Raw genomic sequence first — 24,545 nt, 5'->3', positions numbered from 1 at the left:
CCCTCGCCTTGAGCCGGCACCCTGCCGATGCCGATGCGCAGGTGCCTTCACCCCCACTCTCCTCCTCCACGGCTCCGAGGAACAGGCAGGCCAGAGCGGTCGGGGGACGCACGGAGGCGGGCCCGACCGCTTCGGTGGTGTTCACCGGCGAGCGACGTCTTCACCGGCCGGGCTCACTCCACACGCCGGGCATCGAAGGTGACGTCGTCCACCGCGCAGATGTCTGCGGACATGTTGCACCGCATCATCCGCAGGGCCGCTGCGGCCAGGTCGGCGTCGATGTGGGCGACCGCGTCGGCCGCTACGACGACGTCGAAGTGGCGGATGTGGGCATCCAGAGCCGAGTACATCACGCACTGTTCGGTCACCTGCCCGCACAGGACCAGGCGCTCGGCCCCCAGTTGGCCCAACAGGTAGGCCAGAGGGGTTTCGTAGAAGATCGAGTGCCGCGCCTTGACGACGAAGAGCGAGTGCTCGTCGGGTGCCACCGGCTCCACCAGATCGCTGTGGCGGCCGTCGAGGGCAGCCCGCAGGATCTCCCCGTGGTGCGAACGCCACTCCCCGAAATTGTCGTTCACGTAGATGACGGGCGAGTCGCTGGCCCGGGCGTGCTTCAACAGTGCCGTGACCCCGGGGAGCGCCTCACGAACGGACGGCACCAGGGCTTCGGCGTCCTCGTGTGCGTAGGTGTTGAGCATGTCGATCACGATGAGCGCTGTGCGAGGCATGGAAGCCGCCGCCTCTCGTCCCGTCCATCCAGCCTGTGACCGCCTGTCGGCGGCGGACCGCCGTGGGCCCGGGCTCGCGAGGTCCGATCCGTCCGCTGATTCCAGTCTCCATCATCCACGGCGGTGCGGCCGATGGGACGGGCTCGCGAGCTCCAGCACCGTGGGGGGAGCGGGTCGGCCCCTGAGGTCCGCACACGCCCCCGCGCCGCGCTGCGCACGTTTGAAAGCGCGAGACGTGTGAAGAAGCGACTCGACCCTGGCCTTACTTCACGAAGCAGGAGGCGCATCGTGGGCATCATCGCGTGGATTCTCATCGGTCTGTTTGCCGGCCTCATCGCCAAGGCGATCATGCCGGGCAAGGACCCGGGCGGCATCATCATCACCATACTCATCGGCATCGCGGGAGGCCTGCTCGGCGGCTGGCTCGGCAAGGTCATCTTCGGTGTCGACTCCATCGACGGCTTCTTCGACCTCTCCACCTGGATCGCCGCGATCATCGGCTCCGTCATACTCCTGGCCCTCTACCGCCTGGCAATCGGAAGCCGGCATTCTCACCGGCACGCCTGATCGCGACTGCGGTCCTCGCCGGCCGCAGCGAAACGGCATGCCCGCTCCGGGCGGGCCGACTGCGTCGGGAGTGCGACCGGCGAGCGGACGATGTGGGGGCCGTCAGCCGCGCCCTGCGCGGATCCCGAGCTCGCCCAGGGGGACCGCCGCTCACGAGGCCCCGTCCGTCTCCCGGTCGGACCGGGGCCATACGTACGGCAGGTCGTCCGGTACCCCCGGGAAGCGCTCCCGGTAGAAGTCCCGGTCCTTGCGCACCAAGGCGGACTGGTGGCTTCGATGGAAGTCCGGTGCGCCCAGCCACGGTGGCAGGTCCCCGTCGGCGGCCAACCGCTCCTGCGTTCGCGCGGCACGCCCCGGCTGCCACGCCCCGAAGTCTCGGACCAGCGTGGCGGCGCAGGTATCGGCGCGCCCCCGGCGGTCCACGCACCGCAGATCTGCAACCCGTACCGGACGAGAGCCTCCTCGTACCCCGCCCACATCCGCACCGCCGGGTGCCTGCGCCATCCGTAGCCCGGTACGACCAGGCCGCGCCGCACCTGCACGGCCTCGACCCGCTGCTTGCCGAGCCTGCGCACGTCCAGCACGGCCGCCGAGGCGTCGAACGACGGAAACGGAAGGAACGTCTGCACAAGGTCTCCCTCCGATACGGCGGTGCGACCGGTACCCGTGTGCCGCGACCCACTGCTCTTCGGGCACGGTGCGAGCCTGGCACACGCCCCGGGGCATCGCGCCCGCACGCATCCCGTCGGACGATCGCAACCCGGCCTCCCCGTGTGCCGCGACGAACGGCACTGCCCGCCCTCGCGCCGAGAGCCACTCGTCCGATTTGCGTGAGATGCGGCGTGGCCGGGGTACGCGCACCATGACCGTGACATCACACCGTCGATGAAGGGTTCCGCCATGCCTCGAGGTTCCAGCCCCAAGCGCGAGCGTCAGTACGAGCACATCAAGGAATCAGGTGAGAAGCGCGGCATGTCGGAGGACCGCGCGAAGGAAATGGCCTCCCGCACCGTGAACAAGGAACGCGCCCGTTCCGGGGAGAGCAAGACGGCGAGCCGCAGCTCCATCCAGGGCAAGTCCGCCTCGCAGCGCGGCGGCGAGAAGTCCCGTGGCGGCGGCAGTTCGTCCGAGCGCACCAAGGAGGACCTCTACGAGGAGGCGAAGAAGCGCGGCGTCGAGGGTCGCTCCACGATGACCAAGCAGCAGCTCAAGAACGCCCTCGGCCACTGACTGCGTGACGCCCCCTCGGGGGCAGGGCCGTCCTGCTCGTCAGGCAGGCAGCGGCGTCGATCCGCAGGATCCGCCCTGAACGCGCAGCGCCGGGTGACTCCCGGGGCGTTCACCCAGCCGCTTCGGCCCACCCGTGGTACGGCCCGCGGTCAGGTGTCCCGGCCGGCAGTCTTGGCGTTCTCGGCGGTTCGGCCCTGCGCATCGCTGCTCGGAGCCGATGCGTCGCCGTCGGCCTCGCCTTCGTGCGTGTCGGGAAGCACGGCTTCCTCCGCCTCCTCGCGGGCCTCCGGGTCACCGCTTTCGCCGGGAGCCTGCGAGGGAGGGGTGGGCGCCGGGTTGTGCTCCTTGGGTTCGGTCATCGCGCACTCCGTTCATCGCTCTTCACCTTCACGTCGGTATCCCCCGCGTCTGCCCAGTTCGGCATCCACATCACACCGGCCGCGGCCACGGGACCTGCCCGAGCCGCCCCGGCGCCTCACGGTTTGACCGTCATCTCCGCACACCGAGTGACGACGGATGCGAGCTCCTGCCCGTCGGCGTGCAGCCGGCGCTGCGCGCGGGCGCCGTTCCCCCGTTCGTGCAGGTGGGCGATGCCTTCCCGGACCCGCTCGTCATCGCCGTGGTCCTTCAACACTTCGCGCACGTGCTGGTAGAGGGCCTCGACCGCGTCCTCGGCAGACGTCTCCCGCATGCTCTCGGGATGGAGCAGGGGTCCGTCCAGGCCTGACCGGCCGGCCCGCCAGGAGGCCAGGCGCAGCAGGCTCGTACCGATCCTGGCCGGAGGCCGCCCCTCCTGCCAGGCGCGGGCCGCCGTCTCGACGAGGCCGCGGATGAGGGCTGCGAGCAGGACCGGCGTGGAGGCGTCCAGGCAGACGTCGGCGACCCGCACCTCCACGGTGGGGTAGGTCGCGGACAGGCGGGCGTCGAAGTAGATCATGCCCTCGTCGCGCAGAACTCCGGTGTCGATCATCGTGCGGACCTGCTCGTGGTAGCGGTCGGCGGAGCCGAAGATGTCCACCGGGCCGGCGGACGGCCAACGGTTCCACACTCGGCTGCGGTAGCTTCCGTACCCGCTGTCTTCGCCCTGCCAGAAGGGCGAATTCGCGCTCATCGCCGTCAGGATGGCCAGCCAGGGCCTGATGCGGTCCAAGACCGCGACGCCTTCCTCGTCCGACGCGACCGACACGTGGACGTGGCATCCGCAGGTCAGCTGCTCCTGCGCGGTCAGTCCGAACTGCTCGCCGAGCCACTGGTAGCGCCGCCCGACGTTCAACGACGGCGTGACGGGCAGCGGGGATGTCGCGACCGCCGCGACCACGGCTCCGGCACTCGCCGCGTGGTGGGCCGCCTCGCGGCGGATGCGGACGATCTCCTCCTGGAGCTCGCCCATTTCGGTGACCGGTTTCGTGGCGAACTCCAGTTGCTCCTTGTGCAGCTCCTTCTCGAACTCGTGGTCCCGTCGACCGTTCGTGCCGGGGCGCTGCAAGGCCGAGCGCTCCGCGGCCGCCAGTACCGCCCCCGACACAGCGAGCGGGGCACCACTGTCCGCGTCCACGAGCAGCAGCTCTTCTTCCACGCCTACGCTTCGCATGTCGCCGCCTGTGGATCGAACCGTCAGATGCCCCGCACCTTCCCTACCCCGCCTCGACCATGCCGCCGCCGGCCGACGCCCCGCTCCGCGCTGATGGTTCCGCCCTCCGCCTGGGCTCGGGCGAGGGCGTGACCAGTGCGCTGCGTTCGTGGTGCCGGACTTCGTGGATGAGGCTCGCGAGGCGGGCTTCGAGCAGAACGGTCGCCGGTCGAGCCTCGCCAGTACGTGAGATCCCTGATTCGGCGTGGCCCGCGTGGTGGGTGAACAGGAGCGGGGTAGACGGGATGGGAGAGACGTCAGCCGTCGAGAGCCGGACGTCGCCCACGGTCGAGTCGTCTACGAGGCCGACCGCGCCAACACCCCCGAAGATGCCACCGCCCGCCGTGGACCGTCCGGTGAAGCGTGGCGTCGGCAAGGACGAACCATGAAAGCCGCTGTGTACGAAGGACCGCGGTCGGTGACCGTCAAGGACGTCCCCGACGCGAAGATCGAGCACCCCTGCGACATCCTGGTGAAGATCACCACCACGAACATCTGTGGCTCCGACCTGCACATGTACGAGGGCCGGACGTCATTCGAAACGGGCCGCACGCTGGGCCACGAGAACCTCGGGCAGGTCGTCGAGGTGGGCAAGGCCGTCAGCAAGGTCAAAGTAGACGACTGGGTGGTCCTGCCCTTCAACATCGCCTGCGGCTTCTGCAAGCAGTGCGAGCAAGGCCTGACCAACTACTGCCTCACGATGCAGCCGAAGCCGGACATGGCCGGCGCCGCGTACGGCTTCGCCGAGATGGGCCCGTACCAGGGTGGCCAGGCGGAACTCCTGCGCGTCCCGTACGGCGACTTCAACGCCCTGCGCCTGGGTGAGGACGCCGCCGAGCGGCAGCTCGACTATGTGATGCTGGCCGACATCTTCCCCACCGGCTACCACGCCACCGAGATGGCGGGCGTCAAGCCCGGCGACCAGACCATCGTCTACGGCGCAGGCCCTGTCGGGCTCATGGCCGCCTACTCCGCGATCCTCAAGGGCGCGGGCCGCGTCTGGGTCGCCGACCACCAGCCCGATCGGCTCCGTCTCGCCGAGGAGATCGGCGCCATCCCGATCAACACCGCCGAACAGGATCCGTCCGAAGTCGTCAAGGAAGCCACCCTCGGCCTGGGTGCGGACAACGGCTGCGAATGCGTCGGCTACCAGGCCCACGACCCCCAGGGGCAGGAAGACGCGGCCTTGACGATGAACGGGCTCATCGACTCGGTCCGGTTCACCGGTGGCATAGGCGTGGTCGGCGTGTTCCTGCCCGAGGACCCGGGAGGCGCCGAGGCCCAGGGCGAGCTGGAGGCCCAGGGAAAGGTACCGCTGGACTTCGGCATGCTGTGGTTCAAGGGCCTGCGGATCGGCACCGGCCAGGCGCCCGTCAAGCGCTACAACCGGGCCCTGCGCGACCTGATCGCCGGCGGCAGGGCCGAGCCGAGCTTCCTCGTCTCCCACGAGCTCAGCCTGGACGAGGCCTCATCGGCGTACGAGCACTTCGACAACCGCGACGACGGCTGGACCAAGGTCGTCCTCCACCCCAACGGGAGCAGTCGCCACGCGTCCGCCTCCAGGCGAGCCAGCCGCAGCACGGGCGGATCCTCCCCCCACACCCTGCAGGAACTGCGCCAGGAAGCGAAAGCGCAGGGCATCGAAGGCCGCTCCCACATGAACAAGCAGCAACTGGAACGGGCGCTCAGTGGCTGAGGGCGACACTCTGCCTGAATGAGCCAGAGCGGATGAGCGGGGGGGCCGGTTACGACATCAAAGCGGGGTGTGCGAGAGGAAACGGGTCCCTGTCTCAAGCACGGGAACTCCCCCCAAGCACCAAGGCCACGAGCTACCCGGGACCGGGCCGCCCTGATCACCGGAGGCCCGACGAGAGCGCAGGGGTCCGCCCCTCGTCGCCCATCCGCAGGCCCGCGGGCGGCGACGAGGGGCGCGGACGTTCGGGAGAGAGGGCCAAGCACCTTGGTCAGTGCTTGGCGCTCGGGACGGCGAGGGGCTCGCCCGGAGCCTTGTTCTTCGCCGCCTCCATCTGTTCGCCGAGTTCAGTGAGGCGGTTGCGGCCCATGGCCTTGCGAACCTCGGGGAACCACTCCTTCTCCTCTTCCTCGACGTGATGGCGGACGTTCTCCATCAGCACGCTCATCTTGGCGTCGAACCGCTCGTCGGCCGCGTCCAGATCCTTCAGCTCGGAAAGCATCCACAACACGACATGGTGCTCCTCGATGCTCTCCAGGACATGGTCCTTGGTATCGGGTGCCGCCTCCCGGGCGGCCGGGTAAAAGATCTTCTCCTCGATCCATGTGTGCGTGGTCAGCTCGTCGATCACCTTGTCGGCAATCTTCCGCTTCTCCACGTGAGCGTCTTCACCGGCCTTCTCGAACTGCTTGAAAAGCTTCTCGACCGTCTTGTGGTCTTCCTTGAGCAGCACGATCCCGTCCACCACAGCCTCCGGAGTCATAGCATCGGGCGACGCGGCCGGCCACCCCACGCCCGTGTACCCGGCCCACCCTCGGATCGCTCGTCGAAACAGAGAATTGGCCAGAACGGGCGACCCGTCTACGCCGTCCGCTTCGGCCCGCCGCGCCGTGCGCACCTTCGCCATCAACCCGTTCGGCGTCTGGTAGGTCAGTGAATCGCGGGTAGGGGCCGCACATGACTGCTATCGAAACGCTCGCGGCCGAGGGCCAGGCCTCGCTCTTCCTCATGTTCGCCGGAGTGGTCCTCGTCGTCCTCCTGATCGGTGCATTTTGGTACGGGAGCAGGCGCAGGCGCCGGGAGGCACCGCCCGCCAATCAGAACCCCGTCGCACAGCGCCGCCGGGACTCCTGGCAGACCCCGGACGAGCATGCGCGCGACGAGAAGGACCAGGAGTATCCCCACCCGTGACCCGGACGGACCGGAGCAGACTGAACGGGACGGCACCCGGCAACGACGGTCAGGAGCCGGTAGTGAACCAGACCAAGCTGACTCCGTCGGCGAGCATCCGCTGGGCGGCGGGTGTCCGCGTCAGCGCCGCCCCGCCCAGGATGATCTTCCAGACGCGCGTTGCCACCTGCAGATTGAGCCGGGTGTCCACATCCGCCAGGTCGCGGTCGCTGATCTCACGGATGCGCTGCAGCCGGTAGCGCAGGGTGCTGCGGTGGACCGTCAGCGCGGCGGCCGCATCGTCGTAGTTGCCTCCGCAGTCGAAGTAGCGCGAGAGCGTCTCCACCGACTCCGTGTCGTGCCGTGCGTCGTAGTCGATCAGCTGGCCGAGCCACTCTCGCACGAAGTCTTCGAGCTCCCGGAGATCGTTTCCGGGCCCCAGGATCCGGTACGGCCCGAGGTCGTCGAAGAACGTCGTCCCGCTGCGCTGGCGGGAGTTCTGCCGCACCTCCAGGGCCCGCAGCGCCTCCTGATAGCAGCGGGGAATGCCGTCCGGGGAGTCGCAGCGGGTGCTCACCCCGATCGCTCCGTCGGGCGTTCCCAGCTCATGGGCCAGCGCCGTGTACACGGCATCGTCGTCGGGCCTCGCTTCGGTCAGCAGGACTGTCCGGTCGCCGCGACGGGTGATCAGCGGACGGGTCGCCGAGGTGGCCGTCGCTTGCTCGACGGCGCGGGTGAAGGAGCTGTTCGCGGCGTTGCCCGGCCAGTGCACCACGACCACGCAGTGGGTACGTTGCAGGTCATGGCCGTAGGCTTCGGCCCGGGCGCAGGCGCTCGCCTCCTCGGTGCCTTCCAGCAGGTCGTCTATCAGCTGACGGTGCGGCCGCAGTTCGACCTCGGTGAGTTCGCGCATGTGCACCAGTTCCCGGGCGAGCGACCACTGGGCGTGATCCAAGGCGAACACCGTGTGCTCATCGGCCCTCGCTTCGGGGTCCTCAAGGGCGAGTACGCCGAGGAGGTCCCCGCGTGGCCGGGCCAGGGCGATCAGCCGGTCCTTGACTTTGACCGGGCCCGCCTCGCGCGCGACCTGCCGCAACATCTCTTCCTGGTCGGTCGAGGACCGCACCGGATAGGGGTCGGGCCGGTCGGGACCGGCCCAGGACCTCAGGTTTCCGAACCGGTCCTCGATGAGCGCCGACAGCCCGGTGAGCTGGTACAGCGCTTGGGTGATGGCGTCCTCACCGCCGCCCCGGGCAGCGACACGGGCGAGGGTCTCGTGCACGGTCTTGTGCAGGTGGAACTCGGAGCGCGTCGTGTCCAGCTGCCGCAGTGCGGTGTCGCGTTCGGTGCGGAGTCGGCTCAGTTGGCCGGCGTTGCCGTGCTGCGCGGCGCGTGCCGCCGTCAGCCACAGGGTCGCCGACGTGAGCCCCACGAGGGTCGAGAGGAGGAAGCGCCCCTGTTCGTCGGGCTCGGAGTGGGAGGAGACCAGGATGTAGCCGAGCAGACCGCCGACCCCGCGCAGGCCGAACGCCCAGGTCCAGGACCGCTCCGGAAGGGATACGGAGCCGTCGGCCTCGCCAAACTCTCTCATCAGTGCGTCGTCGACCGTCGGCGCTCCCGCGTCGTGGCCGGGGACGCGGGACAGGCCGTCGTCCATCGCGAGGTATCCGGCCTCGGCATGGTAGGGACCCGAATTTGAGCCTTGTTCTCTTGGGCCGACCGACTCCCCCGATTTCCGACCTGCTCGGGGCAGGCGGAGCACGCTGTCCTCTTGCCACTCTGGTCTGTCAGGGCCCGCCGGGCGCACCGGTGGTCGTGGAAGGACTGGCCGATGAACCGGCAGGCCCGCAAGTGACCGGCCGCATGGGACACGACGGAGCCGCGCTGCACGGCACGGCGTGGCGAGCGGCGCCTTCCCCGGCGCACTGATCGGGTGGATCTTCGGGCTGCCGAAATGGCTGGACCCGGTCTTTTCGGGACTGCCCCCCCGCCCTGTATACCGGGTATACAAGGATTTCCCCTCGGTGAGCTTCATGCAGCCCGTCCGGTACGACGGCGCCGTCGCCGCAGCGGTCGCCGACGAGGCGGTGCGGCTGCCGGCCGAGCTGCCCAGCGGGACCGGCACCGGCACCGGCAGCGGGGCTTGGAAGAGCAGCCGCCCGCGGAGCGGTCCCGCCGTCACCTGAGCGAGTGCGGAAGACCGGGCGCGACTCCGAGGCGAACGGGGGCCGCCCGTCGCGGAAGGAGTTCCTCATGGCCAAGGCAGTAGGCATCGACCTGGGCACCACCAAGTCCGCACCTGACTGGACATACGCTGATCGACGCACGCGTACGGGCCCTGCTGGCGGACGTCGCCGATCTCGCGCCGCTGCACGTGACCCCTGCCCTGCCTGTGGTCGATGCCGCACGAGAACTCCTGCCCGACGTTCCTCATGTCGCCTGCTTCGACACCGTCTTTCACAAGGATCTGCCGCCACAGGCGCGCACGTACGCCGTGCCGGAGCGATGGCGAGCCGAATACGGGCTGCGCCGGTACGGCTTCCACGGGCTTTCCTACGCGTGGGCACTGCAGAGGACGGCGCAGGCTCTGGGCCGCCCCGTCGAGGACCTCCAGGTCGTGCTCGTGCACTTGGGCGGCGGCTGCTCGGCCTGCGCCGTCCGCAACGGACGCAGCGTGGACACCACCATGGGCCTCACTCCGCTGGAAGGCCTGGTGATGAGCCGGCGCAGCGGCAGCCTCGACCCCGGCGCGCTGCTGTGGCTGCAGCGGCGGCACGGTCTGAGCACGGACGCATAGGATGACGCACTCCACCGGCATTCCGGTCTGCTCGGCCTCTCCGGCACTTCGGGAGACACCCGGGACCTGGTGCGCGCCCGGGCGGAGGGTGATGCCGCGGCCGCGTTGGCGCTGGCGACGTTCACACTGAGCTGCCGCAGGGGCATCGCCTCGATGGCCGCCTCGCTGGACCGGCTGGACGCGCTGGTCTTCACCGGGGAGATCGGCGAAGAGCAACCCGAGGTGCGCGAGGAGATCTGCTCGGCCCTGACCGTTCTCGGTGTACGAGGCGGGCTGCTCGTCCCCGAACTGGCAGATGTGATGCGGGACGGCCTCCGACGCATCGATCGGGCCGGGAGAGGTGTCCCGGTCCTCGTGGTCGCGACCGGCGAGACACAGCAGATCGCCGCCGAGACCCGACGGGTGCTGGGCATGTGACCGGCCAAGGCAACTGGCGGCACATCCACTCCCCCGCGCCCGCCGAGGCGGGCCCTCTGTCAGGAGGGGGGCGTTGCGGTGTGGTCAGGATGGTGGTGAGTGCGGCGAATCGTTTTGAGGCGGGCTTCCAGGAGGTGGTCCCGCCCGCCGGCCACCTCGTCGACGATGTCCCGTTCCACTGCCGCGAAGGGCCGGTAGTAGGTGGAGTTGTAAGCCTCGATGATCTGGAACGTCCAGTGGCCCGGGATGACATTGCGGCCCACGATCTCACGCTCTACCCGATCGGCCTGCTCCTGGTGCCCCGCCTCGCGCAGGAACCGGACCGCGTCGTCGAGCTCGAAGTCCGCGGTCCCGGTCAGCTGGTGGAACCCGTAGAGGTGGCCGCGGGCCCGCTCCGTGGTTTCCAGCGCCTTCGAAAGCGCACCCAGAGCACGCACCGTCTTTTCTTCGACGCCGTCCGGAACCTGGTGTGCCGGATCCATCTCGTGATTGCTGTCCATGGAGGATGTTCTGCCCGTAAGACGCTTCACTTCTTGGGGAATGGGGCCAAGCGGAGTAAAAAGGTCTTTCCGGATGCACCGGCCCCGACATGGGGATAGGAAGCAAATAAAACGAGTGCATGTCCTGGGGGCGGCCGGGCACACGGTGCTTCGGAGGTTGATAACCATGGTTCCCTTGCTTCTCGTTCTTCTGCTGGCCCTTCTCCTCTTCGGCGCGGGTTTCGCGGTGAAGATTCTTTGGTGGGTGGCTGTCGCAGTCCTGATCCTGTGGCTGATCGGTTTCGTCGCCCGACCCGCGGGTGGCAGTGGCCGCTGGTATCGCTGGTAGCCGTAAGACGAAGCGCAGTCAGGGCACTGCGTGGCGGTGGCCGGTCGCCCCTTCCGGGGGTGGCCGGCCACCGCCACGTCATGGTCGGCAGGCCCTCGCAAACCCGGAACGGTAAGGGCGCATATCGGGGGCATCCGAAGGATGGCCGGGACGGTCGCCGTGACGTAGCAGGGGACCTGCTCACCTCCAAGGATCGACGGCCGCCCCGGTCCCGTTCGCCGATCGGGGTGCGTGAAGTCGCAAAGGCGGGGAAGGCGAAGTCCGGGCGGAATGCAGCACGACCGCCGAACACGACGTACGGAACAGGGAGGACCGGTGGAGAGTTCGTTCTTCCGCCGTCCCCCGTTGACCGGAGGAGTTGTTCTTCGCGTGACTGAGCATGTGTGGAGTTACCAGCCGACCTCGGGCCACGTGGCCGGCACGGATCTGACCGGCTACAAGGTCGAGGCGACGGACGGCAGCATCGGCAAGGTCGACAAGCACTCCGATGAGGTGGGTGATGCCTACCTGGTCGTCGACACCGGCGTATGGATCTTCGGCAAGGAGGTCCTGCTGCCGGCGAGCACCGTCGTCAGGGTCGACCCTGAGGACCAGAAGGTCTTCGTCGACCGCACCAAGGAACAGATCAAGAACGCCCCCGAGTTCCACCGGGACAAGCACCTCGGCGACGCCGGGTATTGGGAAGAGCTGGGCACGTACTACGGCACCGGCGCGGGCACGTACTACGGCACCGGCGCGCCCTTCGACGGCCGGCCCTCCTGATCGCCTTCCCGCACGACGACGTCGGTCCCGACGCCCTCCCGGGTGTCGGGACCGACGACGTCGTGCGGTCATCCACCCTCGAATGCGAAGACCTCGACCAGCGCGGCTTCCTGCTCCTTCACGTCTCCCGCACTCCTGGCGATCACCGCATACCGCCAGGAACGGCCGTCGGGCGGCGCGTCCGCGTAGAGAACCACGCCCTCGCCGCGCTCCGGGTCGAACGCGAGGTGGGACGCGCGCAGCCGCAAGAGAGCCGTTTCGAAGTCCATGGGGCTCCGCGTCCAACCCTTCGACACCGACCAGGCCGGGTGGGATTGGGCCCTTCCCGCTGTCAGCCGGGTGACCATGGCGTGGGGGGTGGTGGTGGCCGTACGACGGATGTTGCTCTCACTCGCGTACGCGATGCCGTCCGCGTCGACCAGCCCGTCGAGCCCGAAGGGCCCGCTGTAGCCGTGGTCGGCGAGGTGACGGCCCAGGGCCATCCCCCACTCCTCCATTTCGCCGGCCACGTGCGCGCAGGACGGTGGCAGCGGAGAGGCGTATCCCGTGAAGGATCCCTGAGCCGTGCGCATCGCACCGCTGAAGAGCGCGCGTGCCCCGGTGGCGGTCACCTCCAGCTGGACACTGACCGACTCGGCCACATCGAGGCACTCCTCCACCACCCATAGGCCCTCGGGCCCACCGACCGCATCCAGCAGCAGGCTCGCCCCGCCCCTGAGGTCGTCCCGGGACACGAAGCGCATCCCATGCCCGCCCGCCGAGCGGTCGGGCTTCACCACGACACCCTCGTGGTCCCGCAGCAGCTCGCGCGCCACACCCTCGGCCTCCGGGCGCCGGCACGTCCGCCCCGCCGGCAGCCGCATGCCCAATCGTCCGGCCGTCTCGCGGAATCCGGCCTTCGTGTTGAGCAGCATGGTCACATCCACAGCGGCCTCGGCGGCCTCGACCGTGGGGTACGGGTGCACCGCGATGCCGACGTCCCGGGCGAACGCGATCGCCGACGCGTCCAACGCCGTCGGCAGCAGCGCCGCGCCCCGGTCGCCGGCGAGAGCCCGTACGTGCTCGACGAGGCCGGCCTCGCGCACCGCCCGCGCCAGCGGGACGGCGCCGGCGGGCGGCACCTCGACGACCGCCACCGATTCCGGGGGCACCCCCGTCAGGTCGTACACGTACCGCAGGAACTCCCGGCTCAGCGGTACAGGAGTGACGAACACGTCCCCCGGCCGAAGCAGCCACGCCTTCCGCGGCGCTTGCCGGGCCCACTGCGTCAGGATCTGACCCTCGGCGAGATCCACCGCCAGGTCGGAGAGGAAGTTCGCGAACACGACGATCGGGCCCGTCTCGGTCACCGCTCTGCTCCCATGGTCGCCGCACGGCCGTCCACGGTCAGCGTGGGAGCACCGCGGCCGCGGCCGGGCGCGCAACGGGCAACCGCGTCCCCGCACGCGTCCTGGCAGGAATCACTGATGCGTCCCGCCCCGTCCCGGCCCGAGTCGCCCACGAGACGTCGCCACGTGGGCCGGGGAATGAGGTCAGGGATACGGTTCCCACGCCTCAGGGCCGGCCCCTCTCCACTCCACGAAGTCGGGGTCGGTGAGGTCGACATCCTCTGCGTTCTCCATCCCGGCAGCGGCGAGAAAAGCTCGGATATCGGCTGGACGGTGTGCCACTCCGATGGCGACACCGTCATAGCGGACACGGCGCCAGCCCTGCTGGTCGGGCGGGTAGATGATCAGCTTGGCGGCCATGGGCCCAGCCTCTGCCGCACCGAGCGGATTGGCATCCCTTCGCATCCGAACGGGTGACCTTCACCGGGCAGCTGTAGCCATGGGCGCCGTCCGCGGTCGGTCCACGCCCGCTGACGGCTGAACCGATGAGCCGGAGACGAGCACGGAGTCATCGAGGGCGCCCGTGCCGGGCAGGCGGTGACGGGTGGCGATGAGGGCGGCGTGCACGTCCGTCGTACCGGTGGCCACGCAGAGCGCTCGCTCGACGTCCTCGATCTCCGTGCGCACGGGCGATTCGCCTTCTGCGGCGTCGAGCACGGACAGCGCCCAGTAACGGTTGACGAGGCCGGGGAGCACGGCCGGGTGAGCCATCAACATGGGTGTTTGCCTTTCGCCAGCGGATCCGTATCGTGGCCGTCGCCTACCCTCCCGATCACCGTTGAACCCGTCCACAGCCTGGTCGCCTCCGGGGGGTGGCGGTGTCGGCCGATGACGAGCACCCCTCGAAGCGTTCCCTCACGCGCAGGGCTGCCTCGGCGGGACCCGCGTCGATGTGGGCGACCGCGTCGAGGGCCACGACGACGGGAAGGGGCACAGAGGCCATGGCGGCCACCGTGTGGCCTACCCCGCCCTGGGTAGGGGCGCAGTGCGGGATGCGGTCCTGGCCCTCATGGCTGCGACGGGGGCCGCATCCCGCCCATCAGGATCACCGCGCTCCAGCGCACTGTCTTCGATGTGCTCGTACGGGCGTTTCCCGCTTCGGGCTCGAAGCGCGTGGCATGTGGCATCACGCGCTTCTCGTCGGGTGGGTTCCCGTCGGCGGGAGGCGTCTGCCCCGCCACGTGAATGCGATGCCGCCCGGCGCCTGCGCCAGACCAGATCTCACCCGCCCGGCCGCCCGCCAGACCCCCGCACCCGCGCCTGCGAGGGCCTGCGCGACCTGCTGCTGGACGCTGCGGGCGCGTGCCTGGTTGTCGAAACGCCCGTGCGCCCCGAAGTCCTCCCCGGCATCGACCGGCTCGAAGAGGTTGTCCGGATCGCCGGCACGGCGGCGCTCACCGGTCTGCTGCGAGTCCCATCCGGTACGGGCCAGGTAGCGGTCCAGCAGCCCGGGCACGATCGCGTTCGCCCACAGGGTGGCCACCGTGCTCGCGCCGACCCAGTACTCGCGCCGCCCGGGATGGTCGGCGGCGAACACCACAGCGCGCGCGGCCACCTCGGGCTGGTAGATCGGAGGCACCGGCTGCGCCCGCTCTGGGAGCCGGGAACGGACCCAGTCGAACTGCGGGGTGTTGACCGCGGGCATTTGCACCATCGTCGTGCGGACTCGGGTGCCGGAGGCCAGCAGTTCGCAGCGCAGTGCTTCGTGCCAGCCCTGGATGGCGTGCTTGGCACCGCTGTAGGCGCTCTGGAGCGGGATGCCGCGGTAGGCGATCGCGGAGCCCACGTGCACGATCACACCCGCGTCGCGGGGCAGCATCCGGGCAAGCGCCGCGCGGGTGGCGTACACGTATCCCAGATAGGAGACCTCGGTGACCCGCCGGAACTCCTCCAGGCTGATCTCGGTGAACGGCGCGAACACGGACGCGAACGCGTCGTTGACCCACACGTCGATCGGCCCGAGCTCTTCCTCGATCCGCTGCGCGGCTGCTTCGATCGCCTCCGGGTCGGCTACGTCGGCTTCGACGGCGATGGCCTTCGCCGCGCCCGCGTGCTCGGCCTCCCGCACTGCGGCCTGGAGTCCGGCCCGGCCGCGGGCGATCAGCGCGAGCCGGTCACCGCGGGCGGCGAAGGCGAGAGCACTCGCCCGGCCGATACCGCCGCTGGCCCCGGTGACCACCACGGTGCGCGGGCGATGTGGTGGGTGATGTGTCATGTCCTTCGGTTAACCCCTCGGCAGGCAGGACAAACCTGCCGGCCACCGGGCCGCGTCCGCTCCGGCGGAGCAGTGGTGGCCGGCCGTGCAACCGGGGCTCCCCGGCCGTGTACTGGATCCAAGGCCCGCGTCGACGGGCATCGGGCCTTGTTCGTCGGTGACAGGCGCAGCGTGGCGGTGGGAACCGGGCGAGGGGTTCGGCTGCCGGCGTCCGTGAAGACCATCGCGACGGCATACGGGTCGGTGGCACTGTAGTGGCAGGTGGTGGGCACGAGCCGGCACTGTGTGGGGCCCCGCGCAGCGGCACTCGGGTCTCCCTCCAGTCCCCTGGGGCAAGGGGTCTGGGCACGGCTCGGCACAGCCGCGGTCATCAGGGCCGGCGGCTACGTGCTGCCCGCCGACACCGTGCTGGTGGCGTGCTGTTCGAGGACGTCGTGGCGTGGCATAAGGCCCAGGCCCGGGGTGCCGCCTTGGCCGGGGTGCAGCCGGCCGCCGGCCGGGTCGAGGGTGCCGTCGAAGAGCATGTTCTCGATGCGGACGTGGTCGTGGAACCACTCCAGGTGACGCACGTTCGGCAGAGTCGCGGCGGCGTGGGCGTGGACGTGCGGGGCGCAGTGCCCGGACAGATCCAGGCCGTGGGCCTGCGCAAGAGCGCCGGCACGCAGCCACACGGTGAGGCCGCCGCAGCGGGTGGCGTCCGCCTGCAGGCAGTCCACGGTCGGGGCCATGGCGGCGAAGTAGGGCAGCGTGAAGCCGTACTCGCCCGCCGCGACGTCCGCCGTGGTGGCGGCGCGGACCTGGGCCAGGCCGGCGAGGTCGTCGGAGGAGACCGGTTCCTCGAACCAGCGCACGTCGTGCTCTTCGAAGCGCTGGGCGAGGCGGATCGCCTGCTTGGCGCTGTAGGCGCCGTTGGCATCCACGTACAGCTCAGCGTCCGGGCCGATGATCTCGCGGGCCTGCCGGATCCGGGCCAGGTCACGGTCCTCGCGGGTGCCCCACCCCTCCCCGATCTTGATCTTCACGCGTGGGATGGCCTGCTGCTCGGTCCACCCGCGCAGCTGCGTCCGGAGCTGTGGGTCGTCATAGGTGGTGAAGCCACCGCTGCCGTAGACCGGCACGGCGTCCCGCGCCCGGCCGAGCAGGTCGACCAGCGGCAGGCCGAGGAGGCGGGCCTTGAGGTCCCACAGGGCGATGTCGACGGCGGACAGAGCGTAGCCTCCGATGCCGGGACGTCCGGCGTTGCGCAGCGCCCGGTGCATGGCCTCGTTGGCGGCGGGCACGTCGAAGGCGTTGCGGCCCATGGCGTGCTCGGCGAGCAGGTCGGTGATCACGTTGGCGCAGGCCGGGGCGCCGTAGGTCCAGCCGTAGCCGTGGGCGGTGTCGGAGCGGGCCTGGACGAGGACCATGGTGGTGCTGGTCCAGGTGGCGGTGCCGTCTGCCTCCGGGGCGTCGGTGGAGAAGTCGAGGACCCACGCCCTCAGGGCGTCGATGGTCGGTGTCGACGGGGTGCTCATCGGGCTTCTGCGCAGGCGTGGCCCTCGTGGTGCACTCGCTTGCGCTGCGAGCGTGGCAGAGCGGTGGGTGACGTCATGGCATCCTCCTCGCACGGTGACGGACGGCGAGAACTGCCCCTGCGGCCAGGCTCGTCAGAGCGCCGATGGTGGCCGCAGTCAGGAGCCGGGCGGCCGCGCGGTGGGGTCGCGGGCGTGCGACGGCCGTCTCGGGTCGGTCGGCGGGCGTGGGGCCGTCGAGGGCCATGGCCAGCGCCTCGGCCAGGTGTACGGCCTGGCGGCCGGTGTCGCACTGGTCGATCTGGGTGCGACAGCTGAAGCCGTCCGCCAGCACGAACGCCTCCGGTGCCGTGTCGCGGACGGCCGGCAGGACGCCCTGCTCGGCGATCGTCCGCGACACCTCGTAATGCCCGCGCTCGAAGCCGAAGTTGCCGGCCAGTCCGCAGCAGCCCTCGTCCAACACGTTCGCGTCCAGGCCCGAACGGCGCATCAGCTCGCGGTCCGGGGCGGCGCCGAGCACGGCGTGCTGATGGCAGTGCGTCTGGACGGTCGCCGCCCGGCTGACCTGCGGCGGCTGCCAGCCCTCGGGCGCGTGGTGGACGAGGTGTTCGGCGAGGGTCCGCACCTGCGCGGCCATCCGGACGACGTCCTGGTCACCGGCAAGCAGCTCGGGAGCGTCCGCGCGGAAGACGGCCGCGCACGAGGGCTCCAGCCCGATGATCGGGGTACCGGCCTCCAGCCAGGGCCGCAGCACACTGGTGGTGCGCTTCAGAACGCGGTGTGCGATGTCGAGTTGGCCGGTGGAGATCCAGGTCAAGCCGCAGCACACCGGCCCCTCGGGGACCGCGACCCGGAAGCCGGCGTCCTCCAGGACCCGGACCGCGGCCTGGGCGATGTGGGGGTGGAAGTGGTTGGTGAACGTGTCCGGCCACAGCAGCACGGTCCGCGGATCGCCCGGCTCGGGCTGCACCCGCCCGGCCCGCCGCCAGCCGTCCTGGAAGCTCTCGGAGGCGAACAGGGGTGCTTCGCGGCGTGGGTCGATTCCGCCGAGCAGCTTGCCGAGCCGGCCCAGGCCAGGGGCGTGCAGAGCGGCGTTGGCCAGACCCGGAGCGAGGCGCGCGAGCTGTGCCCACAGCGGGAGCCAGCCCATCGCGTAGTGTGCGACCGGGCGCAAACGGCCCTCGTAGTGGTGAGCGAGGAACTCGGCCTTGTAGGTGGCCATGTCCACGCCGACCGGGCAGTCGGACGTGCAGCCCTTGCAGGCCAGACACAGGTCGAGGGCGTCGCGGACCTCGGTCGAGCGCCACCCGTCGGTGATCGGCGAGTCCTGGTGGCCGCCGAGCATCTCGAACAGCAGGCGGGCACGGCCCCGGGTGGAGTGCTCCTCCTCCAGCGTGGCGCGGTAGGAAGGGCACATCACCCCGCCTTGATGGGTGCGGCAGTTACCGATCCCCACGCATCGCATCACGGCCTGCCCGAAGTCGCCGTCGTCGTCGGGATACGCGAAGTGCATCACACGGTGCGGCTCGGGCCGCCAGTCGGCGCCCAGGCGCAGGTTCTCGTCGACCCGGTGGGGGTGGACGACTTTGCCGGGGTTCATCCGGTTCCTGGGGTCGAACAGGGCCTTGACCTCGCCCATCGCGTCGACGAGGGGCCGGCCGAACATGCGGGGCAGCAGTTCGCCGCGGGCCTGGCCGTCGCCGTGTTCCCCGGACAGGGAGCCGCCGTAGGAGGCGACCAGGTCGGCGGCCTCGTGAAGGAAGGACCGGAAGGCCTCGACGCCCTTGCCCTGGCGCAGGTCGAACGGGATGCGGGTGTGGACGCAGCCCTGCCCGAAGTGCCCGTAGAGGGAGGCCTGCTGATAGCCGTAGCGGTGGAAGAGCCGCTCCAGGTCGCGCAGGTAGTCGCCGAGCCTTTCGGGAGCGACCGCGGAGTCCTCCCAGCCTTCCCAGGTTTCGGAGCCGTCCGGCGGCCGCGCGGTCACCCCCAGGCCCGCCTCGCGGGCCTTGAGCATCTCGTGCTCGCGCGGCGGGTCGTCGGAGAACGCCACCGACGCGTCGTCCTCGTCGCGGCCGATGGCGCGCAGCAGCTCGCGGGCCTGCGCGTCGGCCTGCTGGACGGTGTCGTCGGTGAACTGGAGCAGCAGCCAGCTGTCGCCCTCGGGCAGCTGCTCCAGGGAGTCGAGGTAGGCGTGTTCCTCGCGCATCAGCTGGGCCATGCGCCCGTCGATCGCCTCCAGCTGGGCGGGCCGGCTGTGCTGGAGCAGCTCGGGCACGGCGTCGGCCGCCTGGTAGATGTCGCCGAAGCCGAGCACCAGCAGCACCTCGGCGGCGGGCACTTCGACCAGCTTCAGTTCGGCGCGCAGGACGGTGACCAGGGTTCCTTCGCTGCCGACCAGGGCCTTCGCCACATCGAAGCCGTTCTCCGGCAGCAGGGAGTCCAGGTTGTAGCCGGATACGCGGCGGGGGATCTTCGGATAGCCGCGCCGGATCTCCGCCAGGTTGCGCCCGGTGATGTCCTTCAGCCCCTGGTACAGGCGGGCCTGGGGCCCGTCCTCGGCCACGACCCGCGCATACTCGTCGTCGCTGGTCGGGCCGGCCCAGAAGCGGGCGCCGTCGTAGGTGAGCACCTCCAGGCGCACGACGTTGTCGGCCGTCTTGCCGTACGCCTGGGCGGAGGCACCACAGCTGTTGTTTCCGATCATCCCGCCCAGCGCGCAGTGGGTGTGCGTGGACGGCTTGGGCCCGAACATCAAGGAATGCGAGGCGAGTTGGCGGTTCAGCTCGTCCAGCACGATGCCCGGCTCCACCACGCAGGTCCGCGCCTCGGCGTCGACCGACAGCAGTCGGTTGCAGTACTTGGTCCAGTCGATGATCACCGCGGTGTTGGTGCACTGCCCGCCCAGGCTGGTGCCGCCGCCGCGCGAGAGCACGGGGGCGGCGAACCGCGAGCACACCGCGACCGCCGCGGCGCCGGCCTCGACCGTGCGGGGCACCACCACGCCGAGCGGGACCTGTCGGTAGTTGGAACCGTCGGTCGCATAGGCGGCCCGGCTGCCGGCGTCGAAGCGGACCTCGCCGTCGACCTCGGCGCGCAGCGCGCGTTCCAGGGCCGCGAGGTCCACTTGCCCGCCCCTGCCTTCCGCGGCCATGGTCAGTTCCCGTTGCCGGGCAGAAACTCCTGGACCTTGGCCTTTACTCCTTGGCGGATGAAGGAGCCGCGGTCGCTGTCGCCATGCAGGACGGAGGAGGCGGCGGCCTTGATCTGGTCCCAGGTGGCGTGCGGCGGGATCGGTGGCACCGCGGGGTCGGTACGGAAGTCGAGGACGAACGGACGCTGCGCAGCCAGCGCCCGGGTCCAGGCGGGGCCGACGTCCTCGGGCCGCTCGACCCGCACGCCGTCCAGGCCGAATGACCGGGCGATGTCGGCATAGCGCACGTCGGGTAGCTGCTGGGAGGGTTCGAACTGCGGTGCGCCTTGCATGGCGCGCATCTCCCAGGTGACCTGATTCAGGTCGTGATTGTTCAAGACGGCGACGACCAGGCGGGGGTCGGTCCATTCGCGGTAGTACTTCGCGGCGGTGATCAGCTCCGCGAGGCCGTTCATCTGCATGGCGCCGTCGCCGACGATGGCGATCGCCGGGCGGTCGGGGTGGGCGAACTTGGCGCCGATGGCGTACGGCACCCCGGGGCCCATCGTGGCCAGGGTGCCCGAGAGCGAGCCGCGCATGGTGCCGCGCATCCGCAGGTGGCGGGCGTACCAGTTCGCCGCTGAGCCGGAGTCCGCGGCCAGCATGACGTCCTCGGGCAACAGAGCGTCGAGCGCATGGACGACGTACTCCGGGTTGACCGGCTCCGCGGAGACCTCGGCGCGGCGCTTCATGACGTCCCACCACCGGGCGGTGTTGTCTTCGATCGTCTTGCGCCATGCGCCGTGGGCCTTGCGTTCCAGCAGCGGAAGCAGGCGGCGCAGCGTCTGGGCGGCGTCGCCGACGAGGTTCGCTTCGAACGGGTAGCGCAGCCCGATCATGGACGGGTCGAGGTCGATCTGCACCGCGCGGGCTTGGTCGAAGTCGGGCAGGAAGTTGCTGTAGGGGAAGCTGGATCCGACCACGAGGAGGGTGTCGCAGTCGCGCATCATCTCGTAGGAGGGCCGGGTGCCGAGCAGCCCGATCGAGCCGGTGACATAGGGCAGGGTGTCCGGGAGCGCGTCCTTGCCCAGCAGGGCCTTGGCGACGCCGGCACCGAGCAGATCCGCGACCTGCTCGACCTCGGTGCGGGCGTGGCGGGCGCCCTGGCCGATCAGCATGGCGACCTTCTCGCCGGCGTTGATGATCTCTGCGGCCCGGGCGAGGTCCTCGCCCGTGGGGACGGGGGCGTAGTGGGGGATGCCGAGGCTGGAGGGGACGTGCTTGAAGGCGTGGGCAGGCGGCTCGTAGTCGAGCTCCTGCACGTCCGCCGGGACGATCAGCGCGGTGACCGTGCGGCGCGCGGCGGCGATGCGCATCGCCCGGTCGAGCACGTTGGGCAGTTGTTCGGGGACGGTGACCATCTCGCAGAACTCGGAGGCGACGTCCTTGTAGAGCGAAAGGAGGTCGACTTCCTGCTGGTACGAGCCGCCCATCGCGGTGCGGTCGGTCTGCCCGACGATCGCCACCACCGGCACGTGGTCGAGCTTGGCGTCGTACAGGCCGTTGAGCAGGTGGATCGCTCCGGGCCCGGAGGTGGCAGCGCAGACCCCGGTGCGTCCGGAGAATTTGGCGTACCCGACGGCCTGGAAGGCGGCCATCTCCTCGTGCCGGGCCTGGATGAAGCGGGGCTGGTCCTCGGCGCGGCCCCAGGCGGCGAGCAGGCCGTTGATGCCGTCGCCGGGGTAGGCGAAGACGAACTCGACCTCCCACTCCCGCAGCCGCTGCAATAGGTAGTCGGCAACCTTCATCTCTGTCCTCCTGGTCCCTGGTGCTGGCCGTCGGGCCCGGAGCGGTTCGCCCCGGCACACAGGCTCGGCTAACCGCTGGCGGTGGGTTCAAAACCCGTCCACCGGCGGTTGCCGGAAGCGATGGTCGGGGTCGTGGGTCGTGGGTCGTGGGTCGTGGGGGAAGTATCGCGAAGGCTTGCCCTGTGGCCGTGCAGACGTGCCCTTGCCCGCGTGGCCGGTAACCCGCCCGGGGGCACGGCTCGGGCAGCCCGGGGCCGCCGTCCTGACACCCGTACCCCGGTCCACGTGACGCGCCCCCGACGGCGGGCATGCGACGGCCGGGAGCCGGGCCGGCACCCAGCGCGGGGCCGGAGCGGCCGACGGCCAAGTGCGCGGCTTGGGTCCGCCCCGCCCGGCGGCCGTCGCAGCCGGTGGCACCCGTCGAGCGTGGCCTCGGCGGGTGCCGATGGCCCTTCTGGTGAGTCCGTGATGGAGCTTCCGCTCGCTCACAGGTTCCGGAGCGCGGGCAGGAGTTTCGCCTCGGCCCATTCCAGGAAGGCCACCTGCCGGTCGCCGCCGATCTGGACGAGGGCGACCTCGGTGAATCCCGCCTCGGCGTAAGGACGTACCGCCGCGACGAACTCGTCCACGTCGTCACCGCACGGAATGGACTCGGCCACGTCTTCGGGCCGGGTGTGCTGCGAAGCCTGTTCGAAGCCCGCGGGGCCGGGGAGCTCGCCATTGACCCGCCAGCCGCCCAGCGCCCAGCGGAACTGGTCGTGGGCGCGCGCCACCGCCGCTTCGCGGTCGGGGTCGTAGCTGACGGGCAGCTGTCCGATACGGGGCTTGCCCGCGCCACCATGGGCGTCGAACTGCCGCAGGAGTTCCGCCTTCGGTTCCGTCGCGACCAACAGGTCGCCGTGCCGGCCGGCGAGTGCGCACGAGCGGGGCCCGGAGACGGCGATGCCGATCGGGGGCAGTTCCTCAGGGAGGTCCCAGAGCTTGGCGTTCTCGACGTCGTAGTGGGCGCCGTGGCAGCTCACGTACCCGCCGCCGAACATCTGCCGGATGATGCCGACGGCTTCCTCCAGCATCTCCAGGCGCACGTGCGCGGCGGGCCATCCGGCGCCGACGATGTGCTCGTTGAGGTTCTCGCCGGAGCCCAGTCCCAGACGGAAGCGGCCCTGGGACAGGATCTGCATGGTCGCGGCCTTCTGCGCGACGACCGCGGGGTGGTAGCGGAACGTCGGGCAGGTCACGTACGTCATGAGCGGGATCCGGGTGGTGGCCTGGGCGGCCGCCCCGAGCACACTCCATGCGTAGGGGGCGTGGCCCTGCGACTCCAGCCAGGGGAACGAGTGGTCGGAGATGACGGAGAAGTCGAAACCCGCCTGCTCCGCTCCCACCACGTGGGAGACCAGTTCGAGCGGTCCGGCCTGCTCGGTCATCATCGTGTACCCGATGCGTACCGGCATGATCACGCGTCCTTCCTGTCGCTCGTGCGGGGAGGATCCGCTGGTATGCGGTCCCCTTCTCCCCCGGGGCGGTCTGCTGCCCCGGGGGGAGACACGGGGGTCGGCCTCAGCCGTACCGCCGGCCGTCCGGCCGGGTGGCGCCGGGCATTTCGGTCCCGGTGGAGGAGGCGCCGCCGGCGTCCGCGGGGGTGATCCGCCCACGCCAGCCGCCGCTCTCCACACCCCGCTCCTCGATGAACCCCTTGAACCGCTTCAGGTCACCCTTGACCCGTTGGTCCAGAACCCCGAGCACGGCCGCCGCCGTCTCCGCCATGCCCTGGGGCTCGAAGTCCAGGGCCAGGCTGACCCTGGTGTGGGCCTCGTCCAGACGCTGGAACGTGACGACCCCCTTCTGGGCCACGTCGTCGGTCACGGACCGCCACGCGATCCGCTCATCAGGCGTCTGGTCCACGATCTCCGTATCGAACTCACGCTCGACGCCCGCCACCTTGGTCTTCCAGCGGCAGTGCCGTTCGTCTATCTGACGCACGTCCTCGACGCCTTCCATGAAGCGCGGGAACTCCTCGAATTGCGTCCACTGGTTGTAGACGCTGCTCACAGGAACGTCGATGTCGATGGATTCCTTCACCATGCTCATGGTCTTCCTCCCTGCCGCCATGTCGGCTTCCCTTCCCGCTGACTACGTCGGCGCCTGCCCGGCCCGCCGTGCTTCAATCCCGTGCGACGCGGCCCTCCCTCGCGCTTGCCGCCCGGGCAGCCAGGAACGGCCAGCTGCGCCTGAGCGGGCCTGCCTCAAGGCGGCTGCCACTGCTGCCGGATGGCCGAACCCGGTCCGCCGGCCAGTAGGCGCGGCCAGGACAGCAGCCTCCGCTCGGCCCCCGCTGACCGGTCTCGCCACACAGGGCCGGATAGGCGGTGACGATCCGGGTAGCCGGACCACATGGGCACCCCTACCGAAACCACGCCGCTGCGCTCTGTCGCGCTGGTCCGCGCACTCTCGCCCTCGCCCCAGCGGTCCGGCTCGCAGTCGCCGGCCGAGCAGACCATGGCCCCCCTGTCCGAGCACGGCGTCACCGGAAAGATGATCCGGAGCGCCGATCACGACGTCGAGCCCCGAGAAGACCGCGGCCACGACCAAAACCCTCGCCGCGAACACCGCGCACTCGCCCGCCGCCTCAAGGCCGCCGCCTACCCACCCCCCACCTGACCCCCGCCCA

At 70.4% G+C, this 24,545-nt stretch carries 23 protein-coding genes and 2 pseudogenes; 9 read left to right on the top strand and 16 right to left on the bottom strand.

Features of this window, described 5'->3' with window-relative positions:
• Nucleotides 1-173: 173 nt before the first annotated feature.
• Nucleotides 174-728, bottom strand: a complete 555-nt coding sequence (locus tag AB4039_RS04040) for an isochorismatase family cysteine hydrolase (RefSeq protein ID WP_266844300.1) — start codon at nt 726-728, stop codon at nt 174-176.
• A gap of 288 nt (nt 729-1,016) precedes the next feature.
• On the opposite strand from AB4039_RS04040, the gene AB4039_RS04035 reads away from it, so the two are divergent.
• Entirely contained in the window at nt 1,017-1,295 is a 279-nt protein-coding gene (locus tag AB4039_RS04035) for a GlsB/YeaQ/YmgE family stress response membrane protein (RefSeq protein WP_266844301.1), read from the top strand.
• Nucleotides 1,296-1,445: 150 nt separating this feature from the next.
• Here AB4039_RS04035 and AB4039_RS04030 read toward each other — a convergent pair.
• A pseudogene (locus tag AB4039_RS04030) lies at nt 1,446-1,924 on the bottom strand (MSMEG_6728 family protein).
• Nucleotides 1,925-2,195: 271 nt separating this feature from the next.
• Between AB4039_RS04030 and AB4039_RS04025 the strand changes: the two are divergent.
• Nucleotides 2,196-2,525: a plasmid stabilization protein gene (locus tag AB4039_RS04025; RefSeq protein WP_266844304.1), complete on the top strand. Its 330-nt coding sequence runs from the start codon at nt 2,196-2,198 to the stop codon at nt 2,523-2,525.
• Between the two features lie 149 nt (nt 2,526-2,674).
• Here AB4039_RS04025 and AB4039_RS04020 read toward each other — a convergent pair whose 3' ends face one another.
• On the bottom strand, nt 2,675-2,884 hold the full coding sequence (locus AB4039_RS04020; RefSeq protein WP_266844305.1) for a hypothetical protein: 210 nt from the start codon (nt 2,882-2,884) through the stop codon (nt 2,675-2,677).
• 116 nt (nt 2,885-3,000) lie between these two features.
• Complete coding sequence (locus AB4039_RS04015) at nt 3,001-4,116, bottom strand: glutamate--cysteine ligase (protein WP_442269976.1); 1,116 nt, start codon at nt 4,114-4,116, stop codon at nt 3,001-3,003.
• A 424-nt stretch (nt 4,117-4,540) separates the two neighbouring features.
• Here AB4039_RS04015 and AB4039_RS04010 point away from each other — a divergent pair, with 424 nt between their 5' ends.
• Entirely contained in the window at nt 4,541-5,851 is a 1,311-nt protein-coding gene (locus AB4039_RS04010) for an alcohol dehydrogenase catalytic domain-containing protein (protein ID WP_266844308.1), read from the top strand.
• Between the two features lie 268 nt (nt 5,852-6,119).
• Here AB4039_RS04010 and AB4039_RS04005 read toward each other — a convergent pair whose 3' ends face one another.
• On the bottom strand, nt 6,120-6,755 hold the full coding sequence (locus AB4039_RS04005; protein WP_442269975.1) for a hemerythrin domain-containing protein: 636 nt from the start codon (nt 6,753-6,755) through the stop codon (nt 6,120-6,122).
• Between the two features lie 50 nt (nt 6,756-6,805).
• Here AB4039_RS04005 and AB4039_RS04000 point away from each other — a divergent pair, with 50 nt between their 5' ends.
• Nucleotides 6,806-7,039, top strand: a complete 234-nt coding sequence (locus AB4039_RS04000) for a DUF6479 family protein (RefSeq protein ID WP_442269974.1) — start codon at nt 6,806-6,808, stop codon at nt 7,037-7,039.
• Between the two features lie 49 nt (nt 7,040-7,088).
• Here the strand turns inward: AB4039_RS04000 and AB4039_RS03995 are convergent, their stop codons facing one another.
• Complete coding sequence (locus tag AB4039_RS03995) at nt 7,089-8,675, bottom strand: PucR family transcriptional regulator (protein ID WP_442269973.1); 1,587 nt, start codon at nt 8,673-8,675, stop codon at nt 7,089-7,091.
• A gap of 367 nt (nt 8,676-9,042) precedes the next feature.
• Here AB4039_RS03995 and AB4039_RS03990 point away from each other — a divergent pair, with 367 nt between their 5' ends.
• On the top strand, nt 9,043-9,204 hold the full coding sequence (locus AB4039_RS03990) for a hypothetical protein (RefSeq protein ID WP_442269972.1): 162 nt from the start codon (nt 9,043-9,045) through the stop codon (nt 9,202-9,204).
• Nucleotides 9,205-9,317: 113 nt separating this feature from the next.
• A pseudogene (locus AB4039_RS03985) lies at nt 9,318-10,232 on the top strand (acetate/propionate family kinase).
• Between the two features lie 59 nt (nt 10,233-10,291).
• Here the strand turns inward: AB4039_RS03985 and AB4039_RS03980 are convergent.
• A complete protein-coding gene (locus AB4039_RS03980) occupies nt 10,292-10,732 on the bottom strand; it encodes a hypothetical protein (protein WP_266844316.1) in 441 nt (146 codons plus the stop codon).
• Between the two features lie 166 nt (nt 10,733-10,898).
• Here AB4039_RS03980 and AB4039_RS03975 point away from each other — a divergent pair, with 166 nt between their 5' ends.
• Both AB4039_RS03975 and AB4039_RS03970 read left to right on the top strand, forming a co-directional pair.
• On the top strand, nt 10,899-11,060 hold the full coding sequence (locus AB4039_RS03975) for a hydrophobic protein (RefSeq protein ID WP_266844317.1): 162 nt from the start codon (nt 10,899-10,901) through the stop codon (nt 11,058-11,060).
• Nucleotides 11,061-11,429: 369 nt separating this feature from the next.
• Nucleotides 11,430-11,822, top strand: coding sequence for a PRC-barrel domain-containing protein (locus AB4039_RS03970; RefSeq protein ID WP_442269971.1), 393 nt, complete (start codon nt 11,430-11,432; stop codon nt 11,820-11,822).
• A 68-nt stretch (nt 11,823-11,890) separates the two neighbouring features.
• On the opposite strand, the gene AB4039_RS03965 is transcribed toward AB4039_RS03970, so the two are convergent.
• The 9 genes from AB4039_RS03965 to AB4039_RS03925 all read right to left on the bottom strand — a co-directional run bounded on the left by AB4039_RS03965 (nt 11,891) and on the right by AB4039_RS03925 (nt 23,965).
• Nucleotides 11,891-13,171, bottom strand: a complete 1,281-nt coding sequence (locus tag AB4039_RS03965) for a peptide ligase PGM1-related protein (RefSeq protein WP_266844319.1) — start codon at nt 13,169-13,171, stop codon at nt 11,891-11,893.
• Between the two features lie 183 nt (nt 13,172-13,354).
• Nucleotides 13,355-13,570: a hypothetical protein gene (locus AB4039_RS03960; protein ID WP_266844321.1), complete on the bottom strand. Its 216-nt coding sequence runs from the start codon at nt 13,568-13,570 to the stop codon at nt 13,355-13,357.
• A gap of 60 nt (nt 13,571-13,630) precedes the next feature.
• Nucleotides 13,631-13,927: a DUF5133 domain-containing protein gene (locus tag AB4039_RS03955; RefSeq protein WP_266844322.1), complete on the bottom strand. Its 297-nt coding sequence runs from the start codon at nt 13,925-13,927 to the stop codon at nt 13,631-13,633.
• Between the two features lie 409 nt (nt 13,928-14,336).
• Entirely contained in the window at nt 14,337-15,425 is a 1,089-nt protein-coding gene (locus tag AB4039_RS03950) for an SDR family oxidoreductase (RefSeq protein WP_442269970.1), read from the bottom strand.
• Nucleotides 15,426-15,808: 383 nt separating this feature from the next.
• The gene (locus tag AB4039_RS03945; RefSeq protein WP_442269969.1) at nt 15,809-16,939 is read right to left on the bottom strand and encodes an enolase C-terminal domain-like protein; all 1,131 of its coding nucleotides are present in this window, start codon (nt 16,937-16,939) and stop codon (nt 15,809-15,811) included.
• A gap of 73 nt (nt 16,940-17,012) precedes the next feature.
• Nucleotides 17,013-20,087, bottom strand: a complete 3,075-nt coding sequence (locus AB4039_RS03940; RefSeq protein ID WP_442269968.1) for an FAD-binding and (Fe-S)-binding domain-containing protein — start codon at nt 20,085-20,087, stop codon at nt 17,013-17,015.
• Between the two features lie 2 nt (nt 20,088-20,089).
• Nucleotides 20,090-21,874: a thiamine pyrophosphate-requiring protein gene (locus AB4039_RS03935; protein WP_266844329.1), complete on the bottom strand. Its 1,785-nt coding sequence runs from the start codon at nt 21,872-21,874 to the stop codon at nt 20,090-20,092.
• 485 nt (nt 21,875-22,359) lie between these two features.
• The gene (locus AB4039_RS03930) at nt 22,360-23,328 is read right to left on the bottom strand and encodes an LLM class F420-dependent oxidoreductase (RefSeq protein ID WP_266844330.1); all 969 of its coding nucleotides are present in this window, start codon (nt 23,326-23,328) and stop codon (nt 22,360-22,362) included.
• Between the two features lie 106 nt (nt 23,329-23,434).
• On the bottom strand, nt 23,435-23,965 hold the full coding sequence (locus AB4039_RS03925) for an SRPBCC family protein (RefSeq protein ID WP_442269967.1): 531 nt from the start codon (nt 23,963-23,965) through the stop codon (nt 23,435-23,437).
• A 303-nt stretch (nt 23,966-24,268) separates the two neighbouring features.
• Between AB4039_RS03925 and AB4039_RS03920 the strand changes: the two genes are divergently transcribed.
• Nucleotides 24,269-24,535, top strand: coding sequence for a hypothetical protein (locus AB4039_RS03920; protein ID WP_266844334.1), 267 nt, complete (start codon nt 24,269-24,271; stop codon nt 24,533-24,535).
• Nucleotides 24,536-24,545 lie beyond the last annotated feature (10 nt).

The sequence above is a fragment of the Streptomyces sp. M-16 genome (assembly GCF_052114405.1).
Taxonomy (GTDB): Bacteria; Actinomycetota; Actinomycetes; order Streptomycetales; family Streptomycetaceae; genus Streptomyces.
This window is presented reverse-complemented; position numbering and strand designations above follow the sequence as displayed.